This window comes from Roseateles sp. 22389 (genome assembly GCF_052044995.1).
Classification (GTDB): Bacteria; Pseudomonadota; Gammaproteobacteria; order Burkholderiales; family Burkholderiaceae_C; genus Roseateles.
This window is the reverse complement of record NZ_JBQEOF010000031.1, coordinates 1-12091: the sequence shown is the minus strand read 5'-3', so window position 1 is coordinate 12091 and position 12091 is coordinate 1. Positions and strand designations below refer to the sequence as shown.

Here is a 12091-nt window from a genome sequence, read left to right as displayed (position 1 = left end):
TTGCAGCCATGTCCGGGCTCACACCCGAAAGTCATTCAAGCCTGATCTGTTGCGCCGGCAGGATCGCCCCGTCGGCCGCGGAGCCGTGCCAGCGCCGCAGCGCGCGCTGGAAGAACAGGCTGTTGGGCAGTTGCAGGCTGGTGCCACTGGCCGGGTCGCCGCTTTCGAGCAGCGTCGTGTAGACCAGGTTGATGTCGACCACGCGGCCCTTCACGCCGGGCTTGTCGCCGGATTCCAGCAGTTCCACGACGTCGCCGACGCGGAAGGCGCGGGTGACGTAGATCAGCAGCGCGCAGAAGAGGTTGGACAGCACGCTCCACGCGGCGAAGAACGCGACCGCGCCCACGGTCGCGAAGCCGGTGAAGGCGGTCCAGAGGACGGCGCCGGAGACGCCCAGCCGCTCCAGCGACCAGAGCACGGCGCCGCCATAGATCAGCACCGCGACCGAGCGCAGGAAGACCGTGGCGACGGTCACGGGCAAGGCGTAGGCGCTGGTGAGCTTGCGGGTGAGGTGACGCGCGATGCGCATCACGAGCCAGGCGCCCAGACCGATCAGGATGACCTCGATCAGCGGGACCAGGAGGTCGAGCCACTCGGCGGCCCAGGCGGGCAGGACATCGTGCAGGAGCCGGTTCAACTTGTTCATGGGAGGCGAGTGTCGGTGCCTTCGGCGGGGAATGTCTGTATCGGCATGAACGCCCTCGCCCCGCGAGGAGCGGGAGGGCAGGGAGAGCGGCTGCTTCGAAGGGCGGCAGCGCCGTGGCGGGATCTCGTGTGCCCGAAGGGTGGGACAACCGACGAGCCGGCCGCGCGGCGGCACGCGGTTAACCTCCGGCGGCCGCTCACGTCCCGTGTGGCGGCCTCGCTCACGAGGAGCGCCGGCCGGGCGCCCCGCCGCGTTCCTTCACTGCCCGAGGGCTTCATGCATCGACTGTTCCGAGTCCTGGTCTCCGTGTGCGTGCTCGGCCTGTCCGTCACGGCCGCGCGCGCCGACGACAGCACCCGCATCGCGTTCGACAGCTTCACGCCCAAGTCGCTCTTCGACCTCGCACGCGAGCGCCGCGCGCAATGGGTGCCGACGCCGGTATGGGGCGATCTGAGCCTGCCGGCCGGTGTTGCCGGACCGGTGCCCGCGATCGTGCTCGCGCACGGCAGCGATGGCGTGGGGCCGGGTCTGCAGCAGTGGGTCCAGGCCTTCAACGGCATCGGCGTGGCGACCTTCATTGTCGACAGCTTCGCGCCGCGAGGCGTGTCGTCGACCGCGGCGGACCAGACCAGCGTGCCGGCCGCGGCCAACGTGATGGACGCCTTCCAGGCGCTGCGGTTGCTGTCGGCCGACCCCCGCATCGACGCCAGGCGCATCGGCATCATGGGTTTCTCGCGCGGCGGCACCGTGGCGCTGCAGACGGCCCAGTTGCCGTTTCTGCGGGCCGTGGTGAAGACCGGCCAGGCCTTCGCGCTGCACATCGCGACCTATGCCGGCTGCTCGCAGATCTATACCTCGCCGAACGTCACGCGCGCGCCGCTGCTCAACCTGGTGGGCGCCGCCGACGACTACACGCATCCGGAGCCTTGCGAGGCGCTGGGCCTCGAGTACGCCACGCTGGGCACGCCGGTGGAGACGCATCGCTACGCCGATGCGCATCATGCGTGGGACAGCCTGCTGCCGGTGCGCTACCGGGCCGATGCGACCAGCGGCTACGCCTGCGGCGTCATCCGCACCGACATCCCGACCTGGGTGGTGACCTCCGAGCGCACCGGGCAGGTGATCCCGTCGGACCAGCTGACGGCGTTCATCAACGCGTGCATGACGCGCGGCGCGCACGTCGGCCGCAACGAGGCCGCCTTCCAGGCCTCGCGCGAGGACGCGACACGCTTCGTGCGGCGCGTGTTCTTCGGCCAGTGAAGGCCGCGTCGAATCCGGCACACTCGCCCGCCAATGTCGGCTGTTCGCGCCGGCGGCCGGTGTTGTGAACTGAGCGGGGGCGAGCCCCGCTTCAATGCGCGTGCGCGAGCGCGAAATCCAGCGCCGCGCACACGGCCGTCACCTGCGCCGCGACGCATTCGTCCGGCGTGGTGCGCGGGCTGTCGGGATAGACCTCGGTGGTGGTGGTGAAGGGCGCGCCGGTGAGGCTCGCGCACAGGCCGGACTGGCGCACCGGGAACTCGATCACGCCGTCCGCGATCACCGGGAAGCCGATGATCCGGCCCTGCGCGTCGGGCGGCGCGATGTGGGTCACGCGCCGCACCGCCTCGATCACGGCCTGCTGGAAATCGAACCGCGTGGTCTCGCTGTCGCCGACCAGATAGAAGCCGTCCGGCACGCCGTCGCGGTCGGGCTCCTTGCCGTCGCGGGCCGCCAGCGCCGGCTGAAATTCGGTGGCGTCGGTGTCGGTGGTTTCGTGCAGGTCGATGTGCAGCAGGAACCGGCCCGCCAGCGGCTCGACCAGCGCGATCAGCGCGCTCGACTCCGCGGCCTCGCGGCGCGCGCCGAAGTTGCGGTTGGGATCGACCGCGTGGTAGTTCCAGCGGCAGATCCGCTCATAGGCCCAGGGGCTGACGCAGGGCACGACCAGCAGGTTGACGCGGCCGGCGTAGCGCGCCGCGTGGTCCTCGGCGAAACCCAGCGCGCCCAGCACGCCGCTGGTCTCGTAGCCATGGACGCCGCCGGTGACCAGCGCGACGGGCAGCTCCGGCCGCCAGTCGCGGCTCTTGAGCGCCAGCAGGGAGTAGCGGTCGTCGCCGTAGGCGAGCTCGCCATAGCGGACGATCTCGAAATCGTCGGCGAGCGCCTCGACGCGCGGGACCACGTCCTGGTCGTGGCGGCGATGCCGGACCTGGCGCTCGCGCCAGGCGATCCGTTCCGCGTCGCCCCAGGGGACGCCGGGAGTGCCGATGGGATAAAAGCGCGCTGTGCTCATGCTGGCTTCCGGAAGAGGGTTGGACCGATGGCCCGCGATGATGCCGCAAGGCAGGGAGGCCGGCCGTCGGTCACGGTGAGGGCCCGACGCCGGCAGGGGAGAATGCGCGTCGCTCGGGCGGCGCTGTCCACGGCGGCTGCCCGCGACCTCTGGTGCCTGGACATGAAAGACCTCGACATGCAGCGTTTTCGGATCGCGGCGGCCGGCCTGGCCACCCTCGGCCTCACGGCCTGCCAGTCGCCCGCGCCATCGGACGATCCGTCCTGGACCACGCAGGCCGTCTCGATCTATCGGACGGAAGCGGACGCCCTCGACGTCGTGGCGGGCCGGTTCGGGCCGGTGCCGCTCGCGTTGGAACGCAGCGCCGACCTGGTCGTGCTGGGGCGAAGCTCATGCTCCTCGACCGCCGTGAAGGTCCGCAATGCCCAGGGCGTCATCGGATGGACGCCCGCGAGCGGGGTGTCCGACCCCGGACCTTGCCCGCTGCCATCCGGCCCGGCGTGATCGCCTGATCGAACGCGCAAATCCGCGGACGAGCGGACGACCGGAAATCGCCCGCCCGGAACGACAGAACGCCCGGCATGCCGGGCGTTCTGCATGGAGCGATCCGACGGCGTCCGGGCGCGGATCGCGCCGCCGACACAGCGGCCCGCGGGCTCACTGGATCGAGGCGACCTGCGTGTCGGCGGACGCGTCGCGCCGGCCGGTGATGACGACGGTGGGCAGTTGCTCGCGCTTGACCGAGATCACCACCGGATCGAGCGTGATGATCGAGGCGCGCAACTCGCGCTGGCCCTGGGCGTGGGCCATGCCCAGCGCCAGCGTCAGGGCGGCGACGGCGCCGAAGGCGACGGCCTTGACCGTGGTGTGAGTGGCGGAAGCGAGGGCGAGGCGGCGGGTGGTGCTCATGTCGATCTCCTGAAGCGGTGTGCGGTGTCGATGGAGTCAGTGTCGTCATCGCCGACGCGCCTTTCGAGCGGCGGGCGACGAAGCCGCATCGCGACGGCGCGAACTGCATCGGCGCCGGACAGACCGTCGGCAGCCGGCGCCCATCGGTTCCGTCGAAGCAGCGCTGGCGCTCCAGGAAGACCGCGTCAGCGGCCGCCCGCCACGTCCAGGGTCGCGCCCACCGTGTAGCTCGCCGCCGGGGACAGCAGCCAGGCGATCGCCTCCGCGATCTCCTCCGCCCGGCCCAGCCGCCCGATCGGGACGGTGGCGGCGGCCGCCGCGAGCAACGCCGGCAACTCGGCGGCGGGCCGGCTGTCGGCATGGATCTCGGTCTCGATGATCCCGGGCCGCACGCCGTTCACCCGGATGCCCTGGCCGATCAGCTCCTGGCCCAGGCTCAGCGTCAACGTGTCGACCGCCCCCTTGCTGGCGGCGTAGTCGCTGTAGAGATCCGCCGAGCCCCGCTGCGCCGCGCGCGACGACAGGTTGACGATCGCGCCGCCGGCGCCGCCGCGGGCGGTGCTCATGCGCAGCGCCGCCTGCTGCGTGCAGAAGACGACGCTGAAGACGTTGACCTCGAACATGCGACGCAGCCGCTCGGGCGTGATGCCGTCCAGCGAGGTGGCGGGCGCCACGATGCCGGCGTTGTTGACCAGCCCGGTGACGCGGCCGAGCGCCTCGTCGACCTGCCGGAACATCGCCTCGACCTGCGCCGGATCGGCGACGTCCGCCTGCACGGTCAGCGCGCGCCGGCCCAGGCGGCGGACGTCCTGCGCGACCGCCTCCGCCGCGGCGGCGTCGTGCCGGTAGTTGAGCGCCAGGTCGTGCCCCTGGCGGGCCAGCAGCCGGGCGGTGGCGGCTCCGATGCCGCGGCTGGCGCCGGTGATGAGGGTGAGGGGGCGGGCGGTGTCGGTGCTCATGCGGCGGATTCTGCGCCGCCCGCGGCGGTCACCGGCACGCGGTCCTGGCATCATCGCGCCTTCGTCCTCTCGACCAGGAAGTTCCATGGGCCAGCGTCTCCGCTTCTTCGCAATGGCGCTGGGCCTGCTGGCCGTGACGCCGCTGGCACTGGCCGAGCAGTTCAAGGTGCTGGTCTTCAGCAAGACCGCGGGCTGGCATCACGAGTCCATCCCGGCCGGCGTGGCGGCGATCCAGCGGCTCGGGCAGCTGCACGACTTCGGCGTGTTCTGGACCGAGGACGCGAACCGCGTGATGAACGACCAGGAACTGGCGAAGTACCAGGCCGTCGTCTTCCTCCTCACGACCGGCGACGTCCTGGACGCGGCGCAGCAGGCGGCCTTCGAGCGCTACATCCGCGCCGGCGGCGGCTTCGTGGGCGTGCACAGCGCCGCGGACACGGAACACGGCTGGCCCTGGTACGGGCGCCTGGTGGGGCGGATGTTCCAGGCGCATCCGGCCAACCAGACGGCGACGCTGGTGGTGCAGGACGGCAACTTCCCCGGCATGGACCGCTTCCCGCGGCGCTTCCTCTTCACCGAGGAGTGGTATCAGTTCGGGCCGCCCCGGTCGGAGGGCCTGAAGGTGCTGCTGACGGTGGACGAGCGGACCTACCAGCCCGCCACCGAATGGGGCGGCAAGCCGGTCGCGCCCATGGGCGCCAGCCACCCGATCAGCTGGTACCAGCGGGTCGACGGTGGGCGCAGCTTCTACACCGCCCTCGGCCACCTGCCCGCCACCTACGGCGACGAGCGGTTCCAGCACCACCTGTTCGGCGGCATCTACTGGGCCGCCACCGGCAAGGGTTTCAGCGCCGAGTGAGCCCGGTGGGATGGGTGAGCCGGGCGAGCCGCTCTGACGCTGCCCCGCTCCCCTGAATCGGCGACGCGCGCGTCGTATCGGATGCAACCGGGCGTTGCGCGCGCGGGGCCCTTCGTGTCTGTCCTGTAAAGCGCGCGGCCTGGGCGCCGCTTGCGGCCGCTTACGAATCGGCGCCTTCGGTTGCAGGGCGTGCGAGGGGCGCTCCGAATAATCCGCCGCCCTTGAGGCACCCCACATCCCCGGAGGACGGATTCCATGACGATCACTTCGACGCGCCCCGGTGGCGCTCCCCGCCTGCATCCGCTGGCCCTGTCGCTGGCGCTGGCCGGCGTGCTCGCCGGTTGCGGCGGCGGTGGATCCTCCGACGAGGCGGCGGTCCAGGAGGCCAGCGTGCCCGGCGGCGCCGCCTCGGCCGGCGCCACCGCGACGGCGACGGCCGCGCAGGTGTGCTTCTACGAGCACGCGAACTATGCCGGCGCCAGCCTGTGCCGCAGCACCACCACCAGCTGGATCGGCCCGACCTGGAACGACCGCATCTCGTCGATCCGCGTGCCGGCCGGCTACAAGGTCGAGCTCTTCGCGGACCAGAACTTCCGCGGCGCCACCGTCACCCTGACGGCGGACAACGCCAACCTGGTGGGCGTGGCCCTGAACGACGCGGTGTCCTCGATGCGCGTCACGCCGCCCGCGGCGCCGTCCAACGTGACCCTGGCCTCGGTGCAGTTCGCGCAGTCGATGCTCTACGCCAGCGGCGACAGCCAGCTGGTGCTGGTCGCCAACAAGCCCACGCTGCTGAAGGTCAACGTGACCGCGCCGGCCGGCACCGCCGCGCCGACCGGCGTCGTGCGCGTCGACAACACCGTCGACGGCACCAGCCGCGACCTGCCGCTGGCGCCGCCGCGGCGCGGCCTGCCGACGACCGTGTCGGAGACGCAGTCCTTCGACGACGCCTACAGCGTCACCGTGCCGGCCGAGCTGGTGAAGAGCGGCCTGAAGGTCACGGTGACCGTCGCCGGCGCCGCGGCGCAGAGCTTCACGCCGCGGGTGGGCGGCGGCACGCCGATGCGCTTCATCCCGATCCCGGTGCGCATCGCCGGCACCACCGGCCAGCTGCCGGCCGACCAGACCGCGCACCTGCGCGCGCTGTTCCCGGTGTCGTCGGTGACGCTGCGTTCGCATCCGACCTTCGTGTCGTCCAAGGTGACGACGCTGCCGACCACGGACTCGGGCTGGAGCGATGCCTTCGGCAAGATCCTGGGCGAGCTCAACGACCTGCACCGCATCGAAGGCGCCGCGCGCCAGGACTACTACTTCGGCTTCATCCCCAAGCGCACCTGGGGCCTGGCGGGCCTGGGCTACATGCCCGGCAGCTCGGCCGTCGGCTTCGACATGCCGAGCGCGCCGGACACCGTGCGCGACGTGGTGGCGCACGAGCTGGGCCACAACTTCTCGCTGCCGCACGCGGCCTGCGGCGGCGCGGGTTCGCCGGACCCCAACTATCCGTACCCGGACGCCAACCTGGGCAAGCCGGGCCGCTACATCTGGAGCTACCTGTCGGACGTGAACGCGTTCTACGACCCGCGCCCGACCGACCGCCACGACATCATGAGCTACTGCGGCGGCACGGTGTTCTCGGACTACAACTACCGCCGCATGCAGACCTTCCTGACGCCGTCGGACGCGGTGGCGGCCGGCGCGACGGCCAAGAGCGCCGCAGCCTCCGCGGACGGCGACAGCAAGGCGGCGGCGCAGGACGTGCTGCTGGTCAGCGGCAGCATCCGCGGCCGCCAGGTCGAGATCAATCCGGTCAAGACGCTGGTCGCCAAGCCGGACGCGGCCGGCGGCCCGTACGTGCTGCGCGTGCAGACCGCGGGCGGCGAGGTGAAGGACTACGCCTTCTCGGCCCAGTCGCTGGACCATGATGGCGACCAGTTGCACTTCAGCGTGCTGGTGCCCAAGGCCGACAACATCGTCGGCATCAGCGTGCTGCGCGATGGCGCGACGCTGGCGCAGGCCCAGGCGCGCGTGACCAACGCCCGCCAGAAGGCGCTGGCGGCCGGCACCAGCCGCGCGCAGGTGCAGGTGAAGGAAGCCGGCGGCAAGGCCACGCTGCGCTGGGACGCCGAGGCGACGCCCTTCCTGAGCGTGACCTGGACCGACGGCACCCGCCGCCTGAACCTGGCGCAGGACCTGCAGGGCGGCGAGGTGACGCTGGACACGCAGGAGCTGCCGACTGGCGGCCGCTTCGAGTTCATCGTGTCGGACGGCCTGAACGCGCAGCGCGTCGAGCTGTCGCGCTGAGCCCGGACCGAGCCGGAGGCCGGGGCCTTGGCGCCTGGCCTTCGGCCTCGACGTCGACCTGAATGGACGCGCCGCGTGTCGGGAGATCGCGGCGCGTCTTGCATTGCGGCGGCAGGCCGTTATCGTCGAGCCCCATGACCTCATCCCCTTCCGATCGCGGGCCCGAGCGCCTCGCGGCCTGCTGTTGCGGCCAGCTCAGCGCGCGCGTCGTGGGCCATCCGGTGCGGGTGTCCATCTGCCACTGCCTGGCCTGCCAGCGCCGCACCGGCAGCGTCTTTGGCCAGCAGGCGCGCTTCCGCCGCGAGGAGGTGACGGTGGCCGGCCGCTCGACCGAATACGTGCGCGTCGGCGACGAGGGCACGCGGGCGCGCTTCCATTTCTGTCCGGAATGCGGCTCGACGGTCTTCTACGAGCCCGAGGCGCTGCCGGACTTCATCGCGATTCCCGTCGGCGCCTTCGCCGATCCGACCTTCCCCGCGCCCACCGTGTCGGTCTACGAGGACCGCATGCACGCCTGGGTCGTGCCGCCGCCGGACGCGGAGCACTGGGGCTGAGCGCCGGGCCGGCGCCATCGCTTCCCCGCCGCGTCGCGTCATTCCAAGCACAGGAGCTTTCATGTTCGACCACGTCAAGTTCGGCGTCCGCGACTACGCCGCCAGCAAGGCCTTCTACCTGCAGGCGCTGGCGCCGATCGGCGTGTCGGTGGTCGGGGAGGGCGAGCCTTCCTACGGCGCGGAACTGAGCGCCGGGGGCGAGTCCTCGCTGTGCCTGTTCGAGACCACCGAGACGCCGGCCCACCTGCACATCGCATTCGTGGCGCCGCGGCGCGAGCAGGTCGATGCCTTCCATCGCGCCGCCCTGGCCGCCGGTGGCCGCGACAACGGACCGCCCGGACTGCGTCCGACGTACCACCCGAACTACTACGCGGCCTTCGTCATCGATCCGGACGGGCACAACATCGAGATGGTCTGCCACGCTCCGGCGTGAGGCCGACTTGATGTCGGGGTGAGGCCAACGTGAGGCGGGTCAGCGGCAGAAGCCCTCGTCCCAGGCGCGCGTGCCGTAGAGCACAGGCATCAGGCGGCGAGGCCCGGAGGGATCGGCTGGATCGGCCGCCAGGCAGAACTTGGCCATGTAACCCCGGGTGGGATCGGACCGGTCCGATGAGCGGATGTTCAGGTAGACCTGGTAGACCCGGCCGGGCTGCAGCATCGGTGCAGTCGCGGGCCGCGCGCTTGCGCCGTCCGGTGCCTGGCCATAGGCGAAGCAGCTGGCCGACGACATCGTCTCCAGGCGCTGCGCATCCAGCAGCACCGACCAGACCTCGGCGACCGGGCTGACCGACACATCACTGACCATCACCGCCTGCAAGCGGATCGTGGGCCCGCGCGCAGCCTCCTTGGCGCTGATCGTGAAGCAGGGCTGGCCCTCCTGGAGCCGCACTTCGGCGTCGCCTACCCGCGAGGTCGCGCAGGCCGTGCCGAGCGCGGCGCACAAGGCCAGCGCCAGCGTCGCGTCAAGGCAGGTTCGCGGTGTCGGACGGGTTGGTGAGGAAGGCATTCAGCACCTCTTCGAAAAGGGCCAGTTGTTGCGCGAACTGCGCCTGCCGCATCGCCTGCGGCGCGTTCAGGTGCTTGAGCGCGAAGTAGTCGGCCAGCAGGTCGCCCTGTGACTCCATGTTGTAGTCGCCCAGCTTGGCGCCAGCCTTGAGCTCGTAGTCGTAGCCCAACCCGATGCGGATGGCACCACGCAGCCGCACCGGGTAACCGAGTTGGTACTGCCAGACATGCACCATCTCGTGGATGAACCACTGCTTGGTGTAGACGTCGGTTGATGAGAAGTCTTCCTTGAAGTGCTTCTTGTTGAAATAGATCTCCCCGTTGGGCGTCATCGCCGTGTCGTCGGGCTGCAAGCCGAAGGGAAGGTACTCGTCGTTGTGGACCTTCACCCGGCTGTAGTCGATCGCGTCCTTGAAGAGCAGCCGCGCCATTGCGATCTCGCCGCTGGTGAGAGGGCGGACCCCGCCTTCTGGCGTGGCCAACGGCCGCAGCGGCGCCGGGACATTGACGGCCCGTGCTGGAGGGATGACCTCCCCGGCCAGCATCGTCCAGGAAGTGTCGAGACTCGTGCCGATACCGGCGTCCAGGCCGATCGGCCCGGGGCGCGGCGAGGGGCCGAGGCACCGTGTGCCGGGGTCGGACAGCATCTGGCGGACGTCCAGCCCAATCGGGCCCGGAACAAGGGCACGTGCCATGGGAGCCTTTCAGCGAGGGATGCCGGTGGCGTTCCCGGCGATCCGACGATGTTGCCCGCTCGCGGACGCCGCGGCAAATGACTCTCGGCCAAGCGCACGCGCGACCGCTGTGCGCTGCCGCACACAAGCCGCCATCGCGGGAGACCGATAACCGGCGCGCCTCGCTCGATATCCAAACTGGGATCGACAAAGCCGGCGCGTGGCAGTAAAAACCGGCGTTCATAAAACATTCAGGAGACAAAAATGTTTCATACAGGTTGGAGCCGGCGTGCCGCGCTCGTTCGCGCGGTGCTGATCGTCGGCGGTGCGACGCTGGGCTTGCTGGCCGGCGGCGCTCGTGCCGAGGACAAGGGCCTGGTCGGCATCGCGATGCCGACCAAGAGCTCGGCCCGCTGGATCGCCGATGGCGACAACATGGTCAAGGCCTTCCAGGCCAAGGGCTACAAGACCGACCTGCAGTACGCCGAGGACGACATCCCCAACCAGCTCGCGCAGATCGAGAACCTCATCACCCGCAAGGTGAAGGTGCTGGTGATCGCGCCGATCGACGGCTCGGCGCTGTCGCCGGTGCTGCAGAAGGCCGCCGACCGCGGCATCAAGGTCGTCGCCTACGACCGGCTCATCAAGGGCACGAAGAACGTCGACTACTACGTCACCTTCGACAACTTCCAGGTCGGCGTGATGCAGGGCCAGAGCCTGGTCGACAAGCTCGGCCTGGCGCAGGGCAAGGGCCCGTTCAACATCGAGCTCTTCGGCGGCTCGCCGGACGACAACAACGCGGCCTTCTTCTACGACGGCGCGATGTCGGTGCTCAAGCCGTATATCGACAGCGGCAAGCTGGTCGTGCGCAGCAAGCAGCTGGGCATGGCCAAGGTCGGCACGCTGCGCTGGGACGCCGCCACCGCGCAGGCCCGCATGGACAACCTGCTGTCGGCCTTCTATGGCAAGGACAAGCTGCATGCGGTGCTGTCGCCGTACGACGGCATCAGCATCGGCATCCTGTCCTCGCTGAAGGGCGCCGGCTACTGCACTGCCAAGCAGCCGTGCCCGGTCGTTTCGGGCCAGGACGCGGAGCTGCCGTCGGTCAAGTCCATCCTCAAGCACGAGCAGGCCAGCACCGTGTTCAAGGACACACGCCAGCTGGCGCAGGCGGCGGCTACCGTCAGCGACGAGATGCTGGCCGGCAAGACGCCCGCCGCGGTCAACGACACCAAGACCTACAACAACGGCGTGAAAGTCGTGCCCAGCGTGCTGCTCAAGCCGGTCTCGGTCGACGCGGCCAACGTGAAGCCGGTGCTGGTCGACAGCGGCTACTACAAGGACACGCAACTGCGCTGAGGCGCGGTCATCGGTCCATGAACGCGACAACCCACGACAGCGCGGCCCCGGCCCCGCTGCTGGCGCTGCGCGGCATCACCAAGCGGTTCCCCGGCGTCGCGGCGCTGGAGGACGTGCGGTTGTCCGTGCGCGCCGGCGAGATCCATGCGCTCTGCGGCGAGAACGGCGCCGGCAAGTCGACGCTGATGAAGGTGGTGTCGGGCGTCTACCCGCACCCCGACCACGGCGGCGACTACGGCGGCGAGCTCTGCTTCGACGGCGAGGTGCGCCGCTTCGCCGGCATCGCCGACAGCGAGCGGCTGGGCATCATCATCATTCACCAGGAGCTGGCGCTGGTGCCGCAGCTCTCGATCGCGGAGAACCTGTTCCTCGGTCATGAGCCGGCGCGGCTGGGTGTCATCGACCGCATGGCGATGCACCAGCGCGCGGTCGAGCTGCTGGCGCGGGTGGGCCTGCGGGCCTCGCCACAGACGCCGGTCGGCGAGCTCGGCGTCGGCCAGCAGCAGCTGGTGGAGATCGCCAAGGCGCTGGCCAAGGAAGTGCGGCTGCT

The 12091-nt window shown here is 70.6% G+C and carries 14 protein-coding genes; 8 read left to right on the top strand and 6 right to left on the bottom strand.

All coding sequences use genetic code 11. The features are described from left to right. Nucleotides 1-31 precede the first annotated feature (31 nt). Nucleotides 32-646, bottom strand: a complete 615-nt coding sequence (locus tag ACTJKJ_RS26250) for a mechanosensitive ion channel family protein (protein WP_091721971.1) — start codon at nucleotides 644-646, stop codon at nucleotides 32-34. Nucleotides 647-922: 276 nt separating this feature from the next. On the opposite strand from ACTJKJ_RS26250, the gene ACTJKJ_RS26245 reads away from it, so the two are divergent. Further along, entirely contained in the window at nucleotides 923-1906 is a 984-nt protein-coding gene (locus ACTJKJ_RS26245) for a dienelactone hydrolase family protein (protein ID WP_440823031.1), read from the top strand. A gap of 91 nt (nucleotides 1907-1997) precedes the next feature. Here ACTJKJ_RS26245 and ACTJKJ_RS26240 read toward each other — a convergent pair whose 3' ends face one another. Next, nucleotides 1998-2921, bottom strand: coding sequence for a M14 family metallopeptidase (locus ACTJKJ_RS26240; RefSeq protein ID WP_440823029.1), 924 nt, complete (start codon nucleotides 2919-2921; stop codon nucleotides 1998-2000). Between the two features lie 162 nt (nucleotides 2922-3083). On the opposite strand from ACTJKJ_RS26240, the gene ACTJKJ_RS26235 reads away from it, so the two are divergent. Continuing rightward, complete coding sequence (locus ACTJKJ_RS26235; protein WP_440823027.1) at nucleotides 3084-3425, top strand: hypothetical protein; 342 nt, start codon at nucleotides 3084-3086, stop codon at nucleotides 3423-3425. A gap of 153 nt (nucleotides 3426-3578) precedes the next feature. On the opposite strand, the gene ACTJKJ_RS26230 is transcribed toward ACTJKJ_RS26235, so the two are convergent. Together ACTJKJ_RS26230 and ACTJKJ_RS26225 are read right to left on the bottom strand one after the other, a co-directional pair. Then, nucleotides 3579-3830 carry a hypothetical protein gene (locus ACTJKJ_RS26230; RefSeq protein ID WP_440823025.1) on the bottom strand — a complete coding sequence of 84 codons (252 nt, stop codon included), beginning with the start codon at nucleotides 3828-3830 and terminating at the stop codon, nucleotides 3579-3581. A gap of 185 nt (nucleotides 3831-4015) precedes the next feature. Next, complete coding sequence (locus ACTJKJ_RS26225) at nucleotides 4016-4789, bottom strand: SDR family oxidoreductase (protein ID WP_440823023.1); 774 nt, start codon at nucleotides 4787-4789, stop codon at nucleotides 4016-4018. 85 nt (nucleotides 4790-4874) lie between these two features. On the opposite strand from ACTJKJ_RS26225, the gene ACTJKJ_RS26220 reads away from it, so the two are divergent. The 4 genes from ACTJKJ_RS26220 (at nucleotide 4875) to ACTJKJ_RS26205 (ending at nucleotide 8936) form a co-directional block, all read left to right on the top strand. After that, on the top strand, nucleotides 4875-5648 hold the full coding sequence (locus ACTJKJ_RS26220) for a ThuA domain-containing protein (protein WP_440823021.1): 774 nt from the start codon (nucleotides 4875-4877) through the stop codon (nucleotides 5646-5648). 255 nt (nucleotides 5649-5903) lie between these two features. Continuing rightward, nucleotides 5904-7949: a peptidase inhibitor family I36 protein gene (locus ACTJKJ_RS26215; RefSeq protein WP_440823019.1), complete on the top strand. Its 2046-nt coding sequence runs from the start codon at nucleotides 5904-5906 to the stop codon at nucleotides 7947-7949. 134 nt (nucleotides 7950-8083) lie between these two features. Further along, nucleotides 8084-8503 carry a GFA family protein gene (locus tag ACTJKJ_RS26210; protein WP_440823017.1) on the top strand — a complete coding sequence of 140 codons (420 nt, stop codon included), beginning with the start codon at nucleotides 8084-8086 and terminating at the stop codon, nucleotides 8501-8503. 61 nt (nucleotides 8504-8564) lie between these two features. Further along, complete coding sequence (locus ACTJKJ_RS26205; protein WP_440823015.1) at nucleotides 8565-8936, top strand: VOC family protein; 372 nt, start codon at nucleotides 8565-8567, stop codon at nucleotides 8934-8936. Between the two features lie 39 nt (nucleotides 8937-8975). Here ACTJKJ_RS26205 and ACTJKJ_RS26200 read toward each other — a convergent pair whose 3' ends face one another. Continuing rightward, nucleotides 8976-9509 (bottom strand): hypothetical protein, encoded by a 534-nt coding sequence (locus tag ACTJKJ_RS26200; RefSeq protein ID WP_141225212.1) that lies wholly within the window; start codon nucleotides 9507-9509, stop codon nucleotides 8976-8978. Beyond that, nucleotides 9466-10203, bottom strand: coding sequence for a hypothetical protein (locus ACTJKJ_RS26195; RefSeq protein WP_440823013.1), 738 nt, complete (start codon nucleotides 10201-10203; stop codon nucleotides 9466-9468). Before ACTJKJ_RS26195 ends, ACTJKJ_RS26200 begins: the two co-directional genes overlap by 44 nt. 243 nt (nucleotides 10204-10446) lie before the next feature. Here ACTJKJ_RS26195 and chvE point away from each other — a divergent pair, with 243 nt between their 5' ends. Beyond that, a complete protein-coding gene (gene chvE, locus ACTJKJ_RS26190) occupies nucleotides 10447-11541 on the top strand; it encodes a multiple monosaccharide ABC transporter substrate-binding protein (protein WP_440823011.1) in 1095 nt (364 codons plus the stop codon). Between the two features lie 17 nt (nucleotides 11542-11558). Then, the coding region (locus tag ACTJKJ_RS26185) for an ATP-binding cassette domain-containing protein (protein WP_440823075.1) at nucleotides 11559-12091 on the top strand (533 nt) is incomplete at its 3' end.